24 protein-coding genes are annotated in these 22,840 nt (G+C 33.9%); 6 read left to right on the top strand and 18 right to left on the bottom strand.

The window, feature by feature from the left end; translation table 11 throughout:
• Positions 1 to 4: 4 nt before the first annotated feature.
• Genes AB3I42_RS12890 through AB3I42_RS12880 form a run of 3 tightly spaced genes read right to left on the bottom strand, consistent with a single transcriptional unit; the run spans position 5 to position 1,031 of the window.
• On the bottom strand, positions 5 to 307 hold the full coding sequence (locus AB3I42_RS12890; RefSeq protein WP_002302862.1) for a hypothetical protein: 303 nt from the start codon (positions 305 to 307) through the stop codon (positions 5 to 7).
• A gap of 17 nt (positions 308 to 324) precedes the next feature.
• Positions 325 to 567, bottom strand: a complete 243-nt coding sequence (locus AB3I42_RS12885) for a DUF5415 family protein (RefSeq protein WP_094940051.1) — start codon at positions 565 to 567, stop codon at positions 325 to 327.
• Positions 564 to 1,031 (bottom strand): hypothetical protein, encoded by a 468-nt coding sequence (locus AB3I42_RS12880; RefSeq protein WP_128427479.1) that lies wholly within the window; start codon positions 1,029 to 1,031, stop codon positions 564 to 566. Before AB3I42_RS12880 ends, AB3I42_RS12885 begins: the two co-directional genes overlap by 4 nt.
• A 187-nt stretch (positions 1,032 to 1,218) precedes the next feature.
• Between AB3I42_RS12880 and AB3I42_RS12875 the strand changes: the two genes are divergently transcribed.
• Entirely contained in the window at positions 1,219 to 1,431 is a 213-nt protein-coding gene (locus AB3I42_RS12875) for a hypothetical protein (protein ID WP_128427480.1), read from the top strand.
• Between the two features lie 114 nt (positions 1,432 to 1,545).
• Entirely contained in the window at positions 1,546 to 3,603 is a 2,058-nt protein-coding gene (locus AB3I42_RS12870; RefSeq protein WP_128427481.1) for a CAP domain-containing protein, read from the top strand.
• A 34-nt stretch (positions 3,604 to 3,637) separates the two neighbouring features.
• Here the strand turns inward: AB3I42_RS12870 and AB3I42_RS12865 are convergent, their stop codons facing one another.
• The 15 genes from AB3I42_RS12865 to AB3I42_RS12795 all read right to left on the bottom strand — a co-directional run bounded on the left by AB3I42_RS12865 (position 3,638) and on the right by AB3I42_RS12795 (position 18,677).
• The gene (locus tag AB3I42_RS12865) at positions 3,638 to 5,728 is read right to left on the bottom strand and encodes an isopeptide-forming domain-containing fimbrial protein (RefSeq protein ID WP_181934760.1); all 2,091 of its coding nucleotides are present in this window, start codon (positions 5,726 to 5,728) and stop codon (positions 3,638 to 3,640) included.
• Positions 5,725 to 5,985 (bottom strand): hypothetical protein, encoded by a 261-nt coding sequence (locus tag AB3I42_RS12860; protein ID WP_002293489.1) that lies wholly within the window; start codon positions 5,983 to 5,985, stop codon positions 5,725 to 5,727. The genes AB3I42_RS12865 and AB3I42_RS12860 overlap by 4 nt, the downstream gene beginning before the upstream one ends.
• Before the next feature lie 12 nt (positions 5,986 to 5,997).
• The gene (locus AB3I42_RS12855) at positions 5,998 to 6,759 is read right to left on the bottom strand and encodes a pilin N-terminal domain-containing protein (RefSeq protein ID WP_128427483.1); all 762 of its coding nucleotides are present in this window, start codon (positions 6,757 to 6,759) and stop codon (positions 5,998 to 6,000) included.
• A gap of 15 nt (positions 6,760 to 6,774) precedes the next feature.
• Positions 6,775 to 7,527, bottom strand: a complete 753-nt coding sequence (locus AB3I42_RS12850) for a class C sortase (RefSeq protein ID WP_081129548.1) — start codon at positions 7,525 to 7,527, stop codon at positions 6,775 to 6,777.
• Positions 7,528 to 7,541: 14 nt separating this feature from the next.
• Positions 7,542 to 9,518, bottom strand: a complete 1,977-nt coding sequence (locus AB3I42_RS12845; protein WP_181934761.1) for a SpaA isopeptide-forming pilin-related protein — start codon at positions 9,516 to 9,518, stop codon at positions 7,542 to 7,544.
• A 52-nt stretch (positions 9,519 to 9,570) separates the two neighbouring features.
• Positions 9,571 to 10,242, bottom strand: coding sequence for a class A sortase (locus tag AB3I42_RS12840; RefSeq protein ID WP_181934762.1), 672 nt, complete (start codon positions 10,240 to 10,242; stop codon positions 9,571 to 9,573).
• Between the two features lie 81 nt (positions 10,243 to 10,323).
• A complete protein-coding gene (locus AB3I42_RS12835) occupies positions 10,324 to 11,490 on the bottom strand; it encodes an EpaQ family protein (RefSeq protein ID WP_181934763.1) in 1,167 nt (388 codons plus the stop codon).
• A gap of 5 nt (positions 11,491 to 11,495) precedes the next feature.
• A complete protein-coding gene (locus AB3I42_RS12830) occupies positions 11,496 to 12,185 on the bottom strand; it encodes a sortase (protein ID WP_368022539.1) in 690 nt (229 codons plus the stop codon).
• A 126-nt stretch (positions 12,186 to 12,311) separates the two neighbouring features.
• A complete protein-coding gene (locus AB3I42_RS12825; protein WP_368022538.1) occupies positions 12,312 to 12,551 on the bottom strand; it encodes a hypothetical protein in 240 nt (79 codons plus the stop codon).
• 66 nt (positions 12,552 to 12,617) lie between these two features.
• Complete coding sequence (locus AB3I42_RS12820) at positions 12,618 to 12,857, bottom strand: hypothetical protein (protein WP_002299885.1); 240 nt, start codon at positions 12,855 to 12,857, stop codon at positions 12,618 to 12,620.
• A gap of 113 nt (positions 12,858 to 12,970) precedes the next feature.
• On the bottom strand, positions 12,971 to 13,312 hold the full coding sequence (locus AB3I42_RS12815; protein WP_181934764.1) for a DUF5406 family protein: 342 nt from the start codon (positions 13,310 to 13,312) through the stop codon (positions 12,971 to 12,973).
• Between the two features lie 618 nt (positions 13,313 to 13,930).
• On the bottom strand, positions 13,931 to 14,263 hold the full coding sequence (traE, locus tag AB3I42_RS12810; RefSeq protein ID WP_094940037.1) for a type IV conjugative transfer system protein TraE: 333 nt from the start codon (positions 14,261 to 14,263) through the stop codon (positions 13,931 to 13,933).
• Positions 14,264 to 15,214: 951 nt separating this feature from the next.
• Positions 15,215 to 15,514 (bottom strand): type III secretion system protein PrgN, encoded by a 300-nt coding sequence (locus tag AB3I42_RS12805; RefSeq protein WP_128427489.1) that lies wholly within the window; start codon positions 15,512 to 15,514, stop codon positions 15,215 to 15,217.
• Between the two features lie 134 nt (positions 15,515 to 15,648).
• Entirely contained in the window at positions 15,649 to 17,142 is a 1,494-nt protein-coding gene (locus tag AB3I42_RS12800; RefSeq protein WP_181934775.1) for a primase C-terminal domain-containing protein, read from the bottom strand.
• A 1,463-nt stretch (positions 17,143 to 18,605) separates the two neighbouring features.
• Positions 18,606 to 18,677 carry a type I toxin-antitoxin system Fst family toxin gene (locus tag AB3I42_RS12795; RefSeq protein ID WP_368022546.1) on the bottom strand — a complete coding sequence of 24 codons (72 nt, stop codon included), beginning with the start codon at positions 18,675 to 18,677 and terminating at the stop codon, positions 18,606 to 18,608.
• 369 nt (positions 18,678 to 19,046) lie between these two features.
• On the opposite strand from AB3I42_RS12795, the gene AB3I42_RS12790 reads away from it, so the two are divergent.
• The 4 genes from AB3I42_RS12790 (at position 19,047) to AB3I42_RS12775 (ending at position 22,758) form a co-directional block, all read left to right on the top strand.
• On the top strand, positions 19,047 to 19,964 hold the full coding sequence (locus tag AB3I42_RS12790; RefSeq protein WP_368022537.1) for a ParA family protein: 918 nt from the start codon (positions 19,047 to 19,049) through the stop codon (positions 19,962 to 19,964).
• Between the two features lie 12 nt (positions 19,965 to 19,976).
• Complete coding sequence (locus AB3I42_RS12785; RefSeq protein WP_128427787.1) at positions 19,977 to 20,570, top strand: hypothetical protein; 594 nt, start codon at positions 19,977 to 19,979, stop codon at positions 20,568 to 20,570.
• A 1,026-nt stretch (positions 20,571 to 21,596) separates the two neighbouring features.
• A complete protein-coding gene (locus tag AB3I42_RS12780) occupies positions 21,597 to 22,151 on the top strand; it encodes a tyrosine-type recombinase/integrase (protein WP_081129169.1) in 555 nt (184 codons plus the stop codon).
• A gap of 64 nt (positions 22,152 to 22,215) precedes the next feature.
• Complete coding sequence (locus tag AB3I42_RS12775) at positions 22,216 to 22,758, top strand: hypothetical protein (protein ID WP_081129171.1); 543 nt, start codon at positions 22,216 to 22,218, stop codon at positions 22,756 to 22,758.
• The last annotated feature ends 82 nt before the right edge of the window (positions 22,759 to 22,840 follow it).

Below are 22,840 nucleotides of genomic sequence, written 5' to 3'. Positions count from 1 at the left end.
GTTTTTATAGTCCCTGTGGGGTTTGTCCAAACATTCCGAATAACGAAACCACAATAGAGGCGGCAGCCAATATAACTCCTACCCCCATCAATACATAACCGACGTGCATCTTCCCGTTTTCAGCTCCTCTTCGCCCAAAGAAGAAGAAAATACCTCCAAGAACAATAGAGGCAACGGCCGCAACAGCCGCAAAAATCATCAGATTGTTTTTTAAGCTTGTAGCTGCACCTTGTAATGCTCTAAAAATATCAACCGCAGCTACTACTTTCGGTTGTGTTAAAAAATTCATTGTGATTGATTCAAACATAAGATTGTTCGCTCCTTTTAATGTTTAATAATTTCATCGAAAACAAGTTTTTCGCGTTCACGTTGATAGATATATCCTTCCAAGTCCTTATCTTTTCCTCTTAATAGGTCAAATTGTGCTTTTTCAAGGACTTCTTGTTTCCACTGTGCTTCAGAAACACCACGACGTTCTAATATTTTAGACGCGGCTTTTTCAAATGGCGTTTTGGCTTTTGCCACTGTGATTCCTCCTTCAGGATAAATAAAAAGACTAGCAATCATTCGCTAGTCTTTTGTAATTTGTATTTATTTGATTGTGATCCATCATGAATCAATTTCTCTTTCGTTCGCTTTTCGTCCTTACTAGATCCAAGAAAAACCATTTTTTTTACGCCATCCTTCTCGTAAGGAACGACAATAAATAAAGAATCAGGTTTATTTATAAATTGTTTTACGCCTGCAGAATCTACTATTTTATATCTTTCTAAACCTTCATAGTCTTTTTGTCTCTTAACTGTTATTTGTACAGGATCTGGATGCCATACACTTTCAGAGTATTCCCAAGTAGTATCGTCTATAATTTTTAAATTATGAACAAGACCTCCTACTTCTTCTTTCCAAACAGTCCCTGGCTGCAATAAACTATTATCTTCTTTAGCTTCAGATTTCTTGTTACTTGAACATCCACTTAAAATAATAAAAAATATTGCAAACATAGAAACAAACCCTAGTTGCTTTTTCTTCATTTTATTCCTTCTTTCGTCGTTTATTTTTAGTATATCAAATAACGAAAGTAGCAACAAACCACATTCTGGTACACGGGGAACGGATACTCATAATTTCCCACCTTTCTATAGAAACTTTTTCTCTTGATATTGTGATTTATTACAAAAAAGAGATATAATAGAGAAAAAATCAAGAGGGAGCATTGCAATGTACGCTGATAAAAAGAAAATCGAATGGTTGCTGTTTGATAGTGGTAAATCAGTTCGTTCTATATCCATAGAATCTGGCGTACCTTTAACTACCGTCAGTGACCTCGCCAATAAGCGCTCTAGTATAGATAATATGAGATTCTTAAATGCTGCGAAATTAAATAAATTAGCTGAAAAAACCATTGATACTACTAGATCTAGTAAGGAATAAAATAAGAAAAGCCACATTTTAACGAGGCTTTTCTTATTTTTTTGTTGACTATATCGGTTTACCGATATAAAATGATCATGTAAACAATTTTAATTAAATTTAGGAGTTGAAAACATGAAATTATTAAACCCAAAAACTATTATAGCTATTGGAACATTTGCTGCCACACTTGCTCTTGCTGGATCTGTTGACGCTGCATCAACTAACGTCATGTATCGCCTTTACAATCCTAATAATCATGAACATTTCTACACCTCTAGCAAAAAAGAACGCGATCACCTGGTAAAGATTAAGTGGGGTAATTATGAAGGGCCTGCATGGGAAGCTCCAACAAGTGGTGGTTACCTAGTTTACCGCCTTTATAACAAAGGGTTACATGATCACCACTACACTGCTAGCTGGGATGAAGTAAAGTGGCTAACTAAGAACTACGGCTGGACTTATGAAGGGCCTGCCTGGCGATCAGCTCCCAAAAACAATCACCCGATTTATCGCTTATTCCTTAAAGGTGTTACAAGCGGTTCACACCATTACACTGCCAGTTGGAAAGAAGTCCAATGGCTAACTAAGAACTATGGTTGGAAGTATGAAGGTGTTGGTTGGTACGGTGCTGATGATTCAAAACCTACAGTAAACAAATCTACTTTAGAAGCCCTATATACTTCAGTTAAAGGTACAAAGAAAGACAATTACACAGATAGTACCTGGAACACTTTTCAAAGTGCTCTAAACAATGCTAAAAAAGTTCTAAATGATTCAAATGCTACACAAAAACAAGTTGATAATGCAAAAAATAGTTTAGACGTAGCATTTAAAGGATTGAAGAAAAAACCGACCCCAACAGTTAATAAATCAGAACTTCAATCCTTATACAATAAAGTAAAGACTACAGCTAAAGATGACTTTACAGATGCTTCTTGGAATAACTTCCAAAATGCCTTGAATAATGCTAAAAAAGTACTAGACGATTCTAAATCTTCTCAAACACAAGTTAACAACGCTAAAAATAGCCTTGATTCAGCGTTTAAAGGGTTGCAACACAAACCTAAACCTTCAGAATATGCGGTAACCGTCCGTCATATGAATCGACAAACTGGAACACTGCTAAAAGAAGAACATGTCTCAGTAAAAGCTGGTACAAGTTACACTGCAAAAGCTAGAACCGACTTGACTAACTTTGAAGCACCACAGTACAAAGTAAATGGGAATGAAACACAAACACAAACGATTAACACAAATACCACATTTACTTTTTACTATGACGAAGTCTTTCTAGTTGAAGTGAAAGCTCGTCCAAATAAAGTCACTGATACTGATCCAAATATCCAAGAACTCTATAATTACAGTAAGAGTTATCCCGTCGTTTATGGACAAAGCATCACAATTGAAGCACCTACGTTCACTAATTTTGTTCTTGACCCTAGAGAAAGCTCTAGCAACACTGTGACTTTAAACAACGTTACAAGCAACCAAGGAATCAATTTTGCCTATACTCATCAATATAACGTCACTGTGAACCATATAAACGTTGACACCAACGCTGTTTTATCTACTGAAACACAAACGGTTTACGAGGGAGACAATTTCTCAACTCCTTGGAAAAATATGACCGATCAAAACTACTTCTTGTGTAGAAATGACGATTCATCTGTTGCCGTTGATAAAAATGGACAACGTATAATTAATAATGTTGACCAAAATCGAACAATCACTTTCAAATACAAAAATATCTCATTAAGTGATTTAAACAATTATGTGCGTCAAAAAGAACTTGCTTGGTTAAATAGCTACCGTCAACAAAACGGTGTTGCTCCAATGCAATTTAACGACGTCGTACAAAAAGCTGCAGATATTCGTGCAAAAGAATTACAAGTAAGCTTCAGTCATTATCGACCTGGTGGCGGTACTTTCCAAGATCTCTTAGAAAGTTTAGGTTGCTATGGCGGTAAAGGAGAAAATATCAATAGTTTCTACCTTTACGTTGACGATATTCTTTCAGATACGGGAGCAGTGAATGCCATGATTATGTGGAAAGACAGCCCTGCTCATAACGCAAACTTGCTTTACAACAATCAAAGCATCGTTGGTTTATCCCATGCTTATGAAGTTTCTGCAGACGGATCACTTTCTTCAGACAACGTATTTATTAGTGCCAATCCAATTTTCAAATAAAAAAACAAGGCTGATTTTCAGCCTTGTTTTTTTATTAATTAAACTTAAGAACCACATAACTAAAAGGAGCTAACACAAGTAATAGTAAGCTGACCACTAAAGTTGTTACTAAATGTGTAGAACCTGTTTTAGGAACAATAACTTGTGGCAAGTTAGGATCAACACCAATTGTCACAACGTTTGTTTTATTAGAAACATTATCTACTGCTACTACGGCTTGGTTATCAATATTTTTTTCTGATTGTAGTGGGGTTCTAGCTGTAAATATCAGTTGAATTTCTCGTCCGTCTAAAAGATTGTTACTTAAGAAGTCAGCGGAAGCTTCCCACTTCAGCGTTCTTGAATTGCTATCATAGGTTAGTGTGCCTTCAGAAGTAATATCTTTTTCTGTACTCTTATCGATCACTTGCGCAGAACCTTCTTTGTATGTCAAACGAGCTTCAATTGGATCTTGAATACTAAATTGCTTGTAGTGATCTGACACAGCGTCTACGCCTTTTGTGTGCCATTTTTGTGTGACTAGATATTGTACTTCAGATCCTGCGTTTAAAGGAGCTGTCGGCGTACCCTTCTTACCGTCATTTCGTCCGTTTACATCTTTTCCATTTTGTTGTACTTCTTTCACTGGAATTTTAGGGAAATAAACGGTAATGATATTTGTATCCTTTTCTACTTTATTAATGATCGACGTTCCCTGATTTTTGGCTACACTATTTTGATTGGCCAATTCATTAACTTTTACGTTGATCACTAATTCGTAAGTTTCGCCGTTATACTTCATTCGGTTTTTTAATGTATCAGCTTTCGCTGCATATTTTACCTGGTGTTTTGTTTTGTCATAGATTACTTCACCAGAGATATCGAACTTTTTATTTGTACCACTTTCAACGTGTGCATCGACGTAATCTACTTCTTTTGGTAAATTATCGATTAACTCAAATCGATCGTAAACCGCTAGTAAATCCACTCCTAATCGATTCACCTTCTGTTTGATTCGATATTGAATCGTGTCTCCTACTTGCAACATTTTATCGTTCACGTTATTTCCATTTTTATCAACCCCTGTTTTTTCAGGTTGATCAGGAACAACACTAAAGATTGTCGCAGAAGATAAAGTAAACCAGGTTTGAACATTAGAAGAACCAATCACAAACGTCGGATTTGCTTCAGATATTTTAAAGGACACAGTACCTTGACCAAACTTCGGATCTCCTAATTTATCATGCAAATTATTGAAATCATTATCCGCTTGTGTCAGCTTAGAGCTTCCTCCTGGGTGGCCACCTACCACGTTCAGATTGTTGTAGAAAGATTTAAATTCTGAAAGAACCGTATCTTTTCTGACATACCAATCTGTCGTATTCATTTTGTCATAGTGGGCATATTCTCCTTTAAGATCCGTGCTTTTTCCTCCTGCAGGGTTCAAAGAGTTAAAACTGATAAACGTGTCTCCTGAAAATTGAACGGGGTTACCGTCCTCATATGTGGCTACTAACTGCACATTCATTTGTGTTGAATGGTAAACAATTCCTGAGAAAAGATTGTCTGAGATCCAAAGTACTGTTCTTTTTTTAGATTTACTCATTGCACCATTCGTATTTTTATAGCCATCGTCTCGAAAATGAGTTTTTGTATAGTTATTATCTAGTAGATTCCACGGCAACGTATCCGAGTATAAGTGAATATTAGATAAAACTAGCTTGATATTGACTTTTTTCCCGTTATACGTACCGATTTTTCCATAGTCAATATTGACTTTGGTGTTGGTTGTTACGCCTTCTAAAACAAGGTTTGTTTCACCGTATTCTTTTTGGAAAGAAGGATAGCGTATATTTTTGTTTCCCTCCACTAATCCTACGTAGTCGTCTGTAAAACCACCTTTGTTGGCATCAACATGATATTTGTAAACTTTGGACGCTCCGCTTACAGTAATATTTGTTTTTGTATTAGGTACATCTTTTGGAATAATAAAATTATTCTTTACGTTCTGGATTGGATTTGACGGATCGACAATAACTTTTTCAGCAAAGACATTGGCTGTTTTTAACCCAAACAATGTACCTAACATCATCATTATGGGAAAAACATATTTTAACCGTCTTGTCCACGAGTGTTTAAAATTCATCCCTTCATCCCCTCTTTTTTATAAATGACTAGTGAAATTCCGACAATAACGATCAAATTGATCGTAGTAAATAATGGATTCCTAATGAGCTTTTCCATAATATCTAGCGGCATGGAAGCAGCTGGTATGTTTAAAATCCTCATTAGGTATAGTTGGTAGCTTGGCAAAATAGATAGTTGAGAAAATAATAAACCGCAGTACAAAAAGACTGCGGTTAAACAAGAAAGATTGAATAATAATAATTTGATCAGTTTCATCTTATTTCTTCCTTAATCTCTAGAAAACAAGTGAGTAACAAAATCCCAACAATTCTCAAAGAAGTTTTTCTTTACGCCAGTAGAAACGATTTTTTTAACTTCTTCTTTAGGTTGCGAAGCTTCTGATTTAGGATAAATCCACACATCCTTTAAGAATTCACCGTTTTTATCAGAAACAGGTGTTAATAGCAAAATATCCTCGCTATTAGAAATGTTTTCAGGACTTGATTCATTGACAATATAATAAGCTTGTTTCTGATTTGCCTGTACTTCTACCGAGAATTCAAAGACACCTGTTTGTTGATCAATTGTCTTTGTTTCTCCATTAGAAACTAGCTTCAATTGATCACTGGACAGTTTTTTCACTCGATCTTTTAATTGGGATTCAATTTGATCAGTTGAGAGATCCTTAACATCCATCTTTTGTAAAATGTCCGATACATCATAAACAGAAAACTTCGCGCCATTTACTCCTTCTTGTTTTTCAAGCTTTTGCCCCTGGTTGTCTAATTGTTCGGAAGAAATAATCTTTTGAACGTGAATGGTCTGTTTGACTATTTGATCGTCCTCAGCAATTTTAGGTTCTTCTGAAGAATCAACTGTTGACGAATCGACGGTTTCATCGCTGCTTTGAATCGTGCTGCTATCTGACGTTTGCATCGTTTGTTCTGTGCTATCCGTGCTTTCTTGACTGTCTGCAACCGTCAACTGTGTGTAGGCAGTGAAAGAAAAAAGAGCGGCTGCACAAACAAATAGCCATTTTCTATTTCTCATGTTGGTTACCCTCCTTTATTTTTTCTTTTTATAAACAAATAGCGAACCAATAATCATGACTGAAAGAAAAACAGTACTTCCTAAAAGCCATTTCCAAGATAATTTTTGTTTCTTATTTTCTTCATCTTTTAATTCTGATTTTGTAAAGGTTACTCGTTTCCCATACACTAGAAAACGGTGTGTGTTGATTCCCTTAGGCGTACATGTCATTAGCGTTACTCGATCTTCATTGGGATTTGGTTCTAAGTAAGTGACAAAGTTTCTTTGTAGTTTGTCTTTTTGCACTTCCTCAATCCGATCGATTTGATAAGCGTGCTGCTCACCATCAACTTTGATATAAAACTTTTCTCCTTTTTTTACTGAAGGTAAATCATCAAAAAGATTATCTTTGTAAAGTCCACTATGACCTGCGATTAAAGGATTTTTACCGTTTCCTCCTGTAATATCACCAGTTCCTTCCGTAATACCTACACCATTTTCTAAAATTTTGTCGGACGTTCCGTCATAAATTGGTAGTTTTAAAGAAATACTTGGAATTTTAAGAATACCAACGGGATCGCCTAACTCAATCTTAGCAACATCCAAAGAAGAATCCGTTTCTGCTGCCGTTCCTGTTCGATCGATTGCGGCAATCTGCTGATTTTGTTGGTATTTCGCCACGCTCGCTTCAGCAGGCATCAAAAGTAAGACACCTACAGCTGAAAGTAACCAGAAAGCAATGATCCATTTACCCATGATTCGCTTTTTCTTAGGCTTCCTGATAATCATTGGTTTTGATCCTTCTAGGCTTTCTTCTTAAAGTAAACAACTGCAGAAAGTGCCCCTGCTCCTAGCAACAAGCAAGAGATTAATACATACGTTTGAAAACCGTTGCTACCGGTCATTGGTACGGAAGCTTTTTGATTGTTTTTGATCGTGATTCGGTTTTCTTCTTTGTATGAATCTTTGTCTACTTTGAAAGAGATCTCTTTCGTTAATTTTTGATAGTTTTCAGGCGCTTTTGTTTCTTCCAGTGAATATTCACCTTCAGTTAAACCAGTGATTTCAAAGTGACCTTCTTTATCTGATTTTAGGATCGCTGCATTTGCTACATCGTCCACCCATACTGCTTCTTTGACACCGTCTTTATCCGTATCAACTAATCCACCATAATATTTTCCTTCTGCGTTTTTAGCAGCAAATTCTGCGCCTTCAAGCGGTGTTGCTTTGATTCCTGTTCCAAATAGTCCGCTATCGACTTTTAAGAATTTTGCGCCATAAGTCACAACGTCAGCTTTCGTTTTTTCGTGGTGTTCTTCCTGATTAAATGGATTGTTGTTATAAACGAAATCCACGCTATTTGTTAATGGATTGGCAACAGCTGCGCTGTCATTTACATACATGTTATAAGTCATTTGAAGATCTTGTCCGTGTAAACTTGCGACAGTATCACTTACTTGGCCATTATTCACGATAAAATCGATCACAAAGCCATTTTCTGAATTTTGGATTTTATAATCTGTATTTTCTTTTAATACCACAGATCCATTTTTATTTGTTACTTTGATATTTGCTTTAGCAGCGACATAAGAAAGTCCTTGTCCTGCTACATCCCCCCATTTAAATACACTGTAAGGAGAAGTTTCGCTTTTCACGCCGTTTACTGTGATACCGTCTGCTCCGCCTGCAATGTCTGTTGGGATATGAATCGTTCCTTGATAATTTACTGCGTCACCAATTTGGAAAGAATGTTCTTGTCCTGTTCCATTTGTTACTGTTTTATCGATCACTGGTGCTTTATAGTTTACGTATGAAGCTTTTAAGTCACTTGTCACGCCATCATTCGTAATTTCAAAGGTTAATTTATTGTGCGCATCGTTGCGAGCGTCTGCGCCTAATAAATATTGATCTGCTGTTGGTTCTTTATCTGATCCCACTACAACTTCTGAAGGAACTTCCACAAAATAGTATTTTCCTAACGTCAAATCAGTAGTAGTCAGCTTTCCTTGATCATCCGATACAAGATCTCCTAATTTTGTTCCTTTTCCAGGTTCGCCCTTGTATAACTCAAATTTTGCCCCTTTTAAAGGTGTTTGTTTGCTTTGAGCTGTGCCATCGTCACCAAATTTCGTTAATTCAAAACTCAACTTAGAAACAATATTTTTAGGATATAAGTGAATGTCTTTTAAAAAACCTGAACCTGTATTATCAGTCATTGGCGCAATCACAACCATTGGTTTTGCTTTTTGTGTGACTAATCCAGCAGCGGATTTACTTTCATAAACCACATATACATTCCCTTTGGAATTAACATAGGCTGGTTGATCAGCAAAAGTGATCTCACCATTTTCATCTACAGCTGAAGTAATTTTGTTGGTTGCATTCTTGACGTATTCACTGTTAGATCCCTTGTCTTCTACATCTTTAACGATTTCATCCACTTTCGCGTTGGTTAGATCAGAATCTTCAGTCGGTAATACTTGATCCGTAATATTTCCTAACGTAAACTCAACATCACCATAATCTGCCTTGTTGTATTTCGTTACACCTGTAGGATATTGATCGTGCGTATAACCATCGTTTTTGATCCCGTCAATATCAACATTCAATTGCGTTCCTTGATCGTACATTAATTTATGAACCGTGATATTGACCTTCTCTGGTGGCGTTTTTTGCGTGACATCTTCTGCATGTGCTTGATACCCCTGAAAGCAGCTTGCAATGATTCCTAACATTCCAACAAGCATTCCAGCTTTTTTTACATACCGATTTATTGCCATTTTTTTATCTCCTCATTTCATATTTCAACGACTTGCGTTGATTAAAACCTTGTTATTGTAGCTCTCCCTGTACCACGTATCTTTCTTTTCCTTGTGACGTATAAACACAAGTAAACAACGTTAATAAGGGTTTCTCTCCTTTCTTTGGCAAAGACAAGAAAGAGTTCTCTTCAGGAACGCCATCGATTAATTTAAAGTACTCAGGTACGATAAATTTACGCGTTACCTTGTAACGATAGACGCCATCGTTACTAACTAAGTCCATCACCTCCCCTAATGACAACTTTTGAATATCAGAAAATAAAACACCTGGCATTTCCATGTTATGACCTGCTAGGACATAGTTTCCTTTGCCCATTTCGGCATCTTCATAAAAATAAGTAGCCGCTCCAAGACTCAAAGTGTATTGATTTGCCCCTTTAAAAATCGGCAATGCTAAACCAAGTGCAGGAATCTGAATTTGTGCAAATACTTGTTTATTGACGCCCATTTCGATTGCTTCTTTTTGTATGGACAACATTTGCCCCAAAGACATATCATTATTGACGTTCGTTGCATCCTCCTTATAACTCTTTGCATGTGCATTGATTTGATCTACGTGCATCTTTTTTTCTATATTTTGCTTAAACACCTCTCCTTCATGTTTTTGGTAGCTAACATAGCCAAACACACTGCAAAAGACGATTAAATCGACTCCTAAAAAACCAAATAACCATTTTTTCATCCATCTGCCTCCTTTCAGACAAAACAAAAAACACTTTTTCACAACGAAAAAGTGTTTTCTCTTATTACTATTCTATTTCATTTATCTGGTGGTTTTATATTGGTGTGTAGCCATTGCTAACATTAAGAACACAATTGGTACCCAACTGATTGTAGTTAATGTTTCTTCCATGAATGATTGACACATGATCGCTAAAAAAGCCCACAAGAATGTTAGTTGTCCATTTGTCAGCTCACATTTTCTTACGAGCAACCATAAGAAACTAAGCAAAAGAATAATCGATAGAACAAAACCAATCAATCCATAGTGATTGACGAGTGCGTGATACGTATTATGATTACCTAGAATCTGATTTCCTCTATGGAAAAAGAAAGGTTTCATCCCTACAAATATTTGTCCTGTTTTTTCGCCTAATATTTCATAGAATTTGTGCCAAATTTCTTCTCGTCCTGTAAATAAGTGAACTTTGTCTGACATTGCAGCAAAATAGGAAATCGGTAAAGCTAAAACTGAAACTGCTGCATACATCCAAAAGGACAAGTGTGTGTTTCGAAAAATCTTCTTAGGTAAAATTTCTAAGATAATGAAGATAACCAGCGCGTATAATGCTGCTTTCGATTGGCAAACCCAAATCGTTGCCCCAGCAAGGATCAACGCTGGTAATGATAGCAATCGCATGTACCATTTTCCAAATGAACTAGCAAATCCTGTGATAAGAAGGGCTAATGTCATTAAAGAACTACCTATCGTATTTGTATTGATCCAAATATCTGATAATTTGTTCGAGGGATTCCAAATACTTTGTCCTTCTGGTACTGGTATCTCAGTAAATACTCGATAAACCGTTACGAGTAAAAAGACATAGAATACTACAAGATACAAGCTACGATCAATTACAGTAAATTCCGTCCATTTTACAATCAAAATAATAGCAATAATTGTCGGAACGATCAGATCACCATAGAAAGTATCTCCTCGGTAGCTTCTAAAAAAAGAAAAGAAAAGGTAAAAAAGAATGCCTGCTGCAATGAAGAATAGATCGTTTCTCTTTACCTTGTACAGATTCAAAAGAAACAAACAGCCTACGAAAAACGTCACTAACTGTGCAGCATTATCATAAATAAATAATATCGTAGGAGGATTTAACCCCACCGTCCATATTAAATATAGAATGGATACCAACAGTAACAGAAAAATGGCACTCATTTTATTGATCAATTTTTCTACAAGTTCTTGAATGTGACTCACTTCCCTTATTTATTGATTTTTTCTACATTGACTAATTCACACTGGATCACATCGCACTTTTTCATATTATTTGCTTGAAAGGCTAACAGTGTGAGTAGTGGTTTTTTACCTGCTTTTGGCAAGGATAAAAAGGAATTGTTTTCCTTAGATTGAACTACCTGGCTGTAATCAGAAATTTTTCCTCTTTTGGAGACTTCATACTGATACTTGTAATGAGCATCGATTAGATCAATTTCTTCTCCTTCAGATAAATCAGTCATATCGGATAATAAAACACTTGGTGTATCTACGTTATAACCAGCAAGAATATAATTTCCATTTCCCATTTCAGTATCTGGATAATAAGTAGAAGCTACTCCTAAACTAAGCGTGTCGCTATTCGCTCCTTGAAAAATAGGGAGAATAAATCCTGTAGAAGAAAAAACAAATTTTCCAGCAATTTCACCTTTGAGATCCTTTTCTAATGCCTGTTTTTGATTAGTAATCAGTTGTCTCTTAGAAATATCCGTTAAACTGGTCAAATTATCTTGATAGGTTTTAGCCTGTTCCTGAATATGGATTGTTTTTGTTACACTATCTACTCTTTCAGCGATTTTATCCTTTTGATAACCTTGATAAACAAAATAACTAAAAAGTAGAAAAACAATGATTACGCCCACGTAAGGATTAAATAAAGTTTTATTGTTTTTATTCATCTATCTACCTTCTATATTTAAATTAATTTACCTACATCTAACCAAGATAAACCACGTTAAATTTTACTATTCTTTTTATTCAATAACAATGCCACATCATAATCGATCATTTTCATATCATAATCGTCAAGAAACTTCTAATAATAGTTGGCAATTGGAACTTGTTTTTACATAAGTTCGCCTCAACTGTTCAAAATTTTTCATTGACCCCAACAAGCAGGCTTTTTCCTTTCCTGTTATCAGCATGTCATTGATATATTGCATGACAGATAATCTTTTAAGGTGTTTTTGTTTCATCGTTTTTAGCAACTTTTCTTCCATTTCTTTCGACACTTTTTTTCTGTTTTTGATTTCTTCATAATTCATGAGTTTTCCTATCTTCCTTGTTTTTTGCAAAAATAAAAAAGCCTATGATCACATACGCTCTACACTTCAGTCTTGGGTTATCTTTTTCTTTCGTTTAATTACTGGCCGTGCTGGTTTCAAATCCTTGATTCCATTATGGGTTCTCCAATAATCGAATTCTTTTCGTAATCTTTCTTTTTCCATATCTGTTCCTTTAGACAGGGATTTGAATACATCTTTAGGTGAATAACCACGAGCTAACAGCTGTACATACCTTCCTTTTGTCAAAGTATCCATATCCATCGCCTCTAAAACTGGTCGCGCCATCTAATTTTCCTCCTAAATAAATTCCTTACTCAATGCCTAAGGTAATATTACCTTTTTATTATTCGTCGTGACTCCTTCTAAGCCTTTATCTGTAAAATTTATTCCTCCAGTTTTTATTCTTCTTTATCCGCTACAAATTCAATGATTTCAACGCTGACAATATAATCACTCAAATATAACCAAGTATCTTCAACAGATAATTCGTCTCCATTATCATTCGTAAGCGTCATTTTAAACCATTCATTACCTTCATCATCTTCAGGTAGCAAGCCGAATCCAATTGGATTATCAGTCAATTTTTGATCGTATAAATCATCCTCGTCTAATGCTATAACATCTAATCCTTTACAATTTCCGCCTCTTCTAAACGTCACAAAACCTTTGTAATCCCAACGTTGGAAAGAAACCTTAATAGTATGTGTGCCCAATCGTATATTCGGATCATAATTTTTCATTTGTCATTCCTCCATTACGTAAATTTCATTTTCTCTATGTTTTATATCAATTTTTTCACTTTATTCAGGACTCGTTCATATTTTATCGTTTTTCGTTTACTTAAAAATACATAAAAAATATCGACTCGTTTATGGCGTCCGAAACGAGAAACCCTAGTAGAAATCGGTAAATGCTCGATTGATCCAATGACCAACGTCCTCGCAAGTATCTACATGTACTGCAGCACACGACACAATTTCTTGTGCGTCCTCCCCATTACGAGAAGACCTACTCCTTATTCCATGAGTTTGCGTCAAAGCCTAGATCCCTTAGTAGCTGCTCATGATTAATCTAGGCGCTATTCTAACTTGTCTAACTTCTAAATTCCCTCTTGTTTACTCTGTGCATATTATTTACACAAATTCATTTCACCACTATCCAAACAAGGGCATTTACTCGATTGACCAATTTTTTACGTTACCAATCGTAAAAACCTACCCCGTCACTCCCCGAAAGGAATTGTTGATAGATCAAGTCTACTCCTTATTTTTCTAGTGATTCTAAGTTCCTCTAGAAGTCTCGACAATATTTTCAAGCAAGCGAAAAACGATAAAATACAAGTTATGAGAATGATCAATTCAGCTGATTAAACGCCCCATCCCTTTTGCGGTACAACGCAAGACTCCATTTTTTCTTCGACCAATCAGTACACCGTTTTGGTCATAAACATGTTTGATTGCTGGATATAGCTCTTTTAAAGGGATAGGATCTTTTAAAATTATTTGCTTTTGTTTACCAACGTAATAAATCATTTCCTCTGAGACTTTGTCTTTTTGGATTATATATTTCTTACACTGCACAACGGTTTTATTTTGGCCAGTTGATAGTTTCTTCGTGATTTTCTCTGTAGCAGTACACCGTTTACCGTAGTGACAAATATCTTCGAGACTCAAAATTCCTGTATATGACATAAAATAATCCACCCACTTACTTTAAATATTTTTAACAAGTTTTTCTTGTTATTTGTCAAAAATAGAGAATTGATTTTCGTTCATGACAAACAAAAAAGAAGGAACGCATCCAAACATGCGTTCCCTCTAATTTCAGCGTTCGTCATACGGCAAAGAACCACACAGACATTTTTATAACATTATACCTTGACATAATCCATCATAATATCACGTATTTTTAACCTTAATAAAGCCAAAAAAGTAGTATCACTTTTGAATATCTGTTATACTAAAGTCCGTTGCGGGTAGTACCGTAACACTGAAAGGTAAACGCATTAAGGGGCAAGTCTTAATGCCACCTGTGGACGTCGACGAAGGTTACCAGCCTTCCGAGTCTCACAGGGCCTTTCTTTTTTTTGTATTTTCAATTGTCCCAATTGATCGTCCAAAAGTGCAGAACGAAAATCAATTCGTCACAAGCATAGCAGACAATTAAATTTAAAACAACTAAAATTATACAAAAAAATGTAAATGAATATTAGCAGCACTGCCTGAAAAGAAGTAATATCAGGCTTTTCAGCTTGCGTAAATAATTTAATTACCTCTCTTCATGAATTATTATAACTCAAAAAAACTCATATGCAAACACTAGTTCCCTATTTTTTTTTAAGCCAAAAACAATCAGTCAACCTTACGTTTATGACTTTAAAACCTACGTTTGTGATTTTTATCATAAACTTTTAATCTTAAAATTCCGAAACAACAACTATTACTTTGTAATATTTGTAATCAAATTAGAATTATAAAAAAATTCTAATTTGATATTGACCGTCTTTTTTAGGAACATGAGCATTTTATATAAACTACTCTAGCCATTTTTCCGTTCGAACTGTTAGTAAGTCTTCAAACGCTGCTTTTGATTTTTTCTTAAACTTAGCAGGAATACCTTCCTCAACATTAAGTAAATAAAAACTATTTCTGAATATACTTTTTCCTTTTCTTTGGTTTATTAGCCTTTTTAAACTCAACATATTCTTGCTCTAACACACACAAGCAATCATATACCTGATCCATAGTCTCCCCACAAGCTAATGACAACGCATGAAGAAACTCAATCGGCAAAGTAGCAACTGTTTTTTCCCTAGTAACCCAAGAAGACAACGTCCCCTGCTTAAAACCATAAAGTTCACAAAACAATTCTACAGATAATCCCAAACGACCAATGATAAACACATTAACTGGATGTGAATAGACATAATTTTTTATCAACATAGTAAGTCCTCCAAGCCACACAAAACTGCATACGCAGTGATAAGTATACCACCTACACGTAGCTAGGCAAAGGCAGCAACACCCACAAAAGTATCATAGATATATTGTATAAGGCAATTTGCACCTTTTATTTTTTAACCCGTATCTACTTCAAAAAGAGGCACTTCTTTAAGAGGAGTTAAGGGCTCTGATAATTGGCTAAATGTCTCTTCTACTAAGCTCCCATTTAGTCCGAACACCTCTGTGATCCTTGTCGAATAAGCTAATCTCATTTCTTTACTTAGTTGAATAACCCTCGTGAACAACGTTTTGACTGCAGCAATGATCATTCCGCCATTTCTTCCTCGCGTTACTTTGTAGAAGACTTTATTTTCCTCTCGTAACTCGTTTAAGATTTTATCAAGTGTTCGCTTAGGCATGTTTAGTTCTGAAGCCAACTCTTTTTTTGACAGACTCAAATAAGGCTCACTAGCAAGAATTTTTTCGCTTAGATAAGCCAATAAATCTTCTTTCCATTCATTTTTATGACTATATTTTCTTTGATCTCGTGGTTTTTTAAATTTCCACCAGCCACGCCGTTGAATGAACAGGTCATTATTTTTTAGGGTTGGTGAAACCCATTGCTGACACAATTCAATAATGAATTCTCTACTTGCTGCCTGATAGTTACCAGAATAAGCACTGCGTACAATTTTTACTAATTCTGCTTCAGGTAGCGGTTCTTGTAACCGTTCATTGAATGCGAACATATTGTATTCGCAGGTATCCAGTGCATAGCCTGAAGAGTAATAAGCTAAAGAGAGTGTGAAAATCACGTTATTTCGACCAAGACGTCCTTCTCCGCCGATAATGTTTGCTTTATGAAGTAACATATCGAACCACGGTTCATCTACTTGACGAATTTCTTTTTTCTCAGGAAAGACAATTAGTTTTCGTTCTCGATCTTCTTTTGTTTTTTGATCTGATTCAAGCTTCATCGACCATTGAATCCAATCAGCAAAAGAATACTGATAGTTCATTTCTTGAAAAACAACATTATTTTCTTGTGGGAATCGAGCAATTCCGAAATGGTTACATCCTAGATCCACTCCAGATAATTTTTCAGCCAACTGTAGACGAATCGTTTTGGAGATTTTTTTTGCTACATCAATTACCTTGAAATTGCTTTTCTTTGTAACATAACCTGGTGTCTTTAATACAAAATAGATTTGATAACCATGTTCAGATTCTAAAATTAGCGTTGGCATGTAACCCACTTGATCTAGGCAGGCTAAAATAATTTCGCCTTGATGATTCTCTTTTGAATCGATATCAACTAGAAATGTGTTGATTTGGCTTAAGTTTTTCTCAGAATGGCCTTTAACCACTGTTCGATACTCATCCGCATATGTCCCATAACAATACACATTAGGTGTCCAATGCGTTAGCTTTTGTTCGTTTTCAAAAATCGCTTCTTCAGACGTAATTACCATACCACGTCCACCATTCATTAATTGTTTACTACGGTACGCAAAGATAGCACCATTTCTGCTAGAATCAATATAATCTACAGGTTTCATGGTGCTGTTTCGATATTTGTATGTACGTAAGCCATTTTTAAGAATAGCTGAATAAATTTCGCTCAACATCGATTGTAACGTCCTTTCCCAAACAAAAAGAGAACACAATTTAGCTTTAATCTCAGCCATAATATGTGTTCTCTCCTCAGTGTTTAAGAATATTTAATTTAAATACACTAAATAAACGTTCTTCTGTTGAGTTGCTCGTCATTTTTTGATAGAATAAAGACAATCGGAAAAGGTATTCCGATCAACTTTTAATATAAGTAGTCGGTAGCTACTTACATATTCTTGAGACGAGCGTGAACACATGTCTTATCCATGTGATTCAGAAATAATTGATTCTGGTAAAATCAACTATTTCCGTCTCTTTTTTTGTTTTTTATAATTGTTCTTATCTATAACGATAGCACTTGTTATAATGCTTTGTAAATAGTTTTTTGAGTGCCTTTGTTTTTTTAAGTATCTAATAAATTCGTTTCATCTAAATAGCTCAAGATATTCTTTTATATTTTTTCAAAAAGCTTCTTCTTGACCTATAGCAAGTTATTCTTCTTAACCACATATCACTTTTCTTTTTATATTTATATTAAGAATAGAGGAAGATAACATTATGTACAAGTATTTTTCTTCTTAAAAAAAAATAGTTACTACCTTAATTAATTCTATTTATATATTAGTTACTACCTTAATATACATTAATGTACTACTCTTTCTAACATATTAAATTAATTATGTACTACCTTTGTATTGTAATATCTACTACCAAAATGTGTTCAAATAGCAATTACCTACTACTTTAAATATAGAATACCTACTACGTTAATTCTCCTATTAATTAACGTAGTAGGTATTTATTTTTTCACATATGTTTCACATATATTTTCTAAATAATACGGTTACATATATAATGTAGCTACTTGTTTTTTGTAGTTAATAAATAAAATACTATTTTTACAATTAAGTACTACCTTTAATAATAGTATAATATACTACCTTTATTACCTATTAAATACTACCTTTATTATAATTGCGTACTACTAATTTAATCTATTATATACTACTACAATTAAAATAATGTTTTATAATGTACTACCTTTAATAAACATTAATTACTACCTTTATTTAGTAAGGAACAAAATTAATTACTACCAAAAAATTTTTTGTAAATATTAGGTAGTATATAATAGATGTTTATGAAAAATTACACTAGTCGTTTATTACTTTGATACTATTATCACTTTAGAAGTAGAGTGTCAATTTTTATCTATTCATTCTTTGCAACGCGTGACCTCTGAAATATACTATTAATGTTTAAAAGGTCAGAAATATAAAATTAGGAGATTCATAAAACATACATCTAATTAAGATCTGTTTTTAATAGAATTTATGTTAGCTAATAAAATTAGCTAATTTTATTAGCATGTGGTATAATAAACGTACAAATGATATAAGCACAAGTTGCACGAAGCCCCTAGAGAAGTGGGATTCTCTAGGGGCTTTTTTGTGAGCTGATGTCGCCTTTTGTGGTTTTACTTCTTGTTACGATTATTCAGCCAATAATCGTACGTTGCTACTAACAACCCTACAAGAAGGGGACAAATGATATTTTTAAGCGCAAGTTACACCTCCATTCAGTCGCAAAACTGTAGGATAGGCGACAAAATATTATGACATACTTGATATATATATATTTATCCTTTTAGGAAACATATGCTTTTTATTAATTCATTAAAGTATAACTGATCATTTGATTCCAAATACTAAAAAGGTAGTAGATAAACAAATTACTATTATTTATGACCTTTATTTATTAAATTATTACAGATTTATGTCTTGAAATAAGCTTTCTTTATATATTTTATAATTTAAAAATAATAAGGTAGTACGTATCATATTTTATAGATTTAATTAAAGTAGTATGTTATAATATTAAAAAAGGTAGTAGATAATAGATAAAGGAGTGATAGAGATTGTCCAAAAAATTTGTAATTGGTAACTTTAAAGGTGGCGTTGGAAAAAGCACTTGCGCCCAAATGTTAGGTTTTGAATCTGCCGTGGCAAAAAAACAAAAAACATTAATCATCGATTTGGATATGCAAGGGAATACATCAGATGTTATGAGTTTAACCCATATGAATTTTCCAGTTGAGGATGGTGGTGGAGATGGTGAACCGTTAGATTATCAATATACAATTACTGACGTTCTTGTTGGAACGCCTCCTCTAGAACTAGGATTGGAAGAAAATGGGAAAGTCAACTGGGATAAGGTAGTAGACAATGATACTCGCGTTGATCCAGAAAAAGCTGTATATAAAGTAGTAGATAATCTATATATATTACCAGCTGATATGAGTTTTGAACTTTACGATGATTGGATCAAAGACCAGTTTTCAGATTCTTCAGATAAACTTCTTTACATGGAAAAAAGATTGGCACCTTTATTAGAAAAATTTGACGTGATTTATCTGGACGTACCTCCTTCAATTTCTGTTTATAGTAAATCCGCAATGTATATAGCTGACTTCGCGATTGTTGTCTTGCAAACACAAGTAAAATCTATGCGAAATGCTATGCAATACTTAGAATACATGGACTTCTTTGTTGATGAATTTGACACAACTTTAAAGGTTGCTGGAGTCATTCCTTTTATGCTTGAGAGTGGAGATGCCGTAGATCAAGAAATGTATGCACAGGCTAAAAAAATTTACGGAGATCATCTATTAAAAAATGTAGTACTTAAAAATGCAAGATTAAAACGTTATGATGGATCAGGAATAACTATGGAGTTGACTAAAGCTGGTAAGCTAAAACAGTGGGATAGACGTTCTCATGAACTTTTTATCAATATATATGATGAACTTGTTGAACATGAAACTTGGTACGAGTAGGAGGGGGATCCAATGGCTGATATAAAAGATCTAGGTATCTTTAAGCCAAATAAAGGTTTAAATAAGATACGAGCTGGAAATGCTGCAAGAAAAGAATCAAAAAAAAATTCCGTTGATTCAACAACTGCTGGTGAAAGTGCCATTGTTGCTAGTAAAGAAACTATTGAAGCCCAAAAAGTCAACGTTACAGATTCTGTTCAATCACCAAAAAGATCAACCAAAAAAACAGTTTCTCCAAAAAAATCAAAAGGGGTAGGGGCCCCGATAAGAAAATTTGATCGTTCATTTTCTGCTCAAATGCCACTGAAACTATCACCACTACTGAATGCTACCTCTAGAGTAATGGTCGAAAAATATGAAACAAATCTTACTAGGGATGAGTTATTAAGAAAAGCACTTGATGAGTATATCAAGCAGCATTTGACACAAGAAGATAAACAAGATCTTTTTAATAATGTTATGCGTGATATTGAATTGTTTAGAGAAAAGAAACCTACAATTCCTGAAATAGACACAGATGGTACTATCATTCGCACAGTAGAAGAAATCGAACAAGAGACTGAAACATTCCTACATGATAGTTGGGGAATGAACTATAAACATTAATAATGTACTACCATGATCAATAATTGTGGTAGTATCTTATTTTTTTATATGCAAAAAGCTCTTTCCGCTGTATATCAAGGTTTTTAAACCTCTTTTAAAGTTCTATATAACGTACATAATGTACTACCTTAATTGTAGATTAGGGTAGTATATTATGTATGTTAACCTAATATTTAGAGCGTCCTATCGTTACATATGGTCTTTTATATGCCACATAATTTAATATTCTCTATCTCTTTAAATATTTAAAACTAACAACATTGCTATTAATATACATGGTAAAATTTATAGACATAGCTAAAATATCTATTTGATTTTCAATCAGAATAATTGAAATTATACCACGAACACTAATAAACTACTACTTTAATTCGTAATTATGGTAGTATCTTATTGATTAAAGTAGTACATTATCTCTTACCAATAATATTTAAAACATCGCCACCTTCCTGAGCTTTATGCTATTTGCCGTCCCAATCTTTTCACATACAGTATCTAGAATTGTATTCCAAACCAAAATAACATACTACCTTAATTGCGCATTAAGGTAGTATGTTATTTGTTTTTGTATTGGATCAATAAAAATATTTAAGTAACAGTAACATAATATATTACTATTAGAACGACCTAATAGATAATATAGAAACTGATTTATAAATAGGGAAGCATCACTATAAAACTTTTTTGCAATTACGACAAATCTACTTAAATGTTTACTCTATAATAAAAGTAGCAAATTTAACCATTAGAATGCTGACTAAAATCTCAATTTATCTACGTGCATTTTAAGGCCTTATTTGGGTAATTCCTCAAAAAAAATCTGAAACGCGCTCAGAATGCTCCTGAGAAAAAATACTTTTTTTGCTTATTATTTCCAGAATATTCTGAGTTACTGAAATGATATAAAATCATAAACTCATATCATTGATTTTATTGACTTTTAAATCTTAGTATCTATCAGTTTATGATTATGCTAATATATAACTAAAATAAAGAACTCAGAATATTTTTAAGAAGGTGAACAATTTGAACTATAATGTTCAACCGCTGCGAACGATGGAAGAGATTCAAGATTTTCAATTCTGGCTACGAAGAACAACTTACGCTGAACGTGATAGCTTTTTGTTTCTATTTGGGATAAATAATGGTTTGCGAATGTCTGATATTATAAAACTTAGGGTAGGGGACATTTGTGGAATAGATAAGCCTGTAATTGTCGAACAAAAAACAGGGAAGAGAAAGCCAATTTTTATAGATAATTTAAGAGAAGAAATTTCAATTTACACTGAAGGAAAAGAAAATCATGAATGGTTGTTTCCAAGCAGGCAGCAGGGAGGGCATATCACTAGAGATCGCGTGTATCAAATCTATGCTGATGTAGCCAAGAAGCTAGAAAGAACAGATATAGGGACACACACTTTACGAAAAACTTTCGGGTATCATTATTATAAGAGAACGAAAGACATTGCTACCTTAATGTTCATTTTCAATCACAGTTCTCAAGCAATTACAAAAAGATATATCGGAATTACCGAAGATGAGATAGGTGCTTCGTTGCGTGGATTTAAATTGGGAGGATAATTTAGATATTAGTTTTTTCGTGTATAATTAAATAACTATAATGAAAACTTAGAAGGTAAGATGAATGAAGATAACTGAATTTTTGGAAGTATTTAAAACTTTTAGTAACATTTATAATAGAATACCAGAGATAGAACAAAATATTGTAGTTGATAATGATTATTATGGAGGAATGGGCGGAGGTTCTATTATTCCAAAGACAAATTTAGTAGAGTTAGATGTAAATAATTACAGAGAATTATATGTTTTTAATACTTTGGATTTTGAAATACCTATGAAACAGATGAAAAACATTGACATACATATCCTACCAAATGAGTCGTGTCAAATAGATTATTCAATCGAATATTTTTACAAAGGTAAAAAAATAAAAAAGTGTGACAAATGTTTTGAATCAGCTGTGGTGAAAGTTCCTCAGTTTAAATTAAATCCTGCTAACTCGATACAATTTCAAAGATATGTATTTAATGTTTTAGCTAAAGACAATATAAGAAAATATAAAAAAGGTAATATAGTCCATATTGATAAACAAATATCTTCTAATTTAGAAGATATAAAAAAAGCCTTTGAAATTAAAACAATTGGCACTGTCCCTAACTTTAAATAACAAATAACTTACAGTCACAAGTTATAACGCTCATCTTATATTTAAAACATATACATTTTTTTCTATGGTTTCTGAATGCGAG

This window comes from Enterococcus sp. C53, from assembly GCF_040887425.1.
Lineage (GTDB): Bacteria > Bacillota > Bacilli > Lactobacillales > Enterococcaceae > Enterococcus_B > Enterococcus_B hirae.
This window is presented reverse-complemented; position numbering and strand designations above follow the sequence as displayed.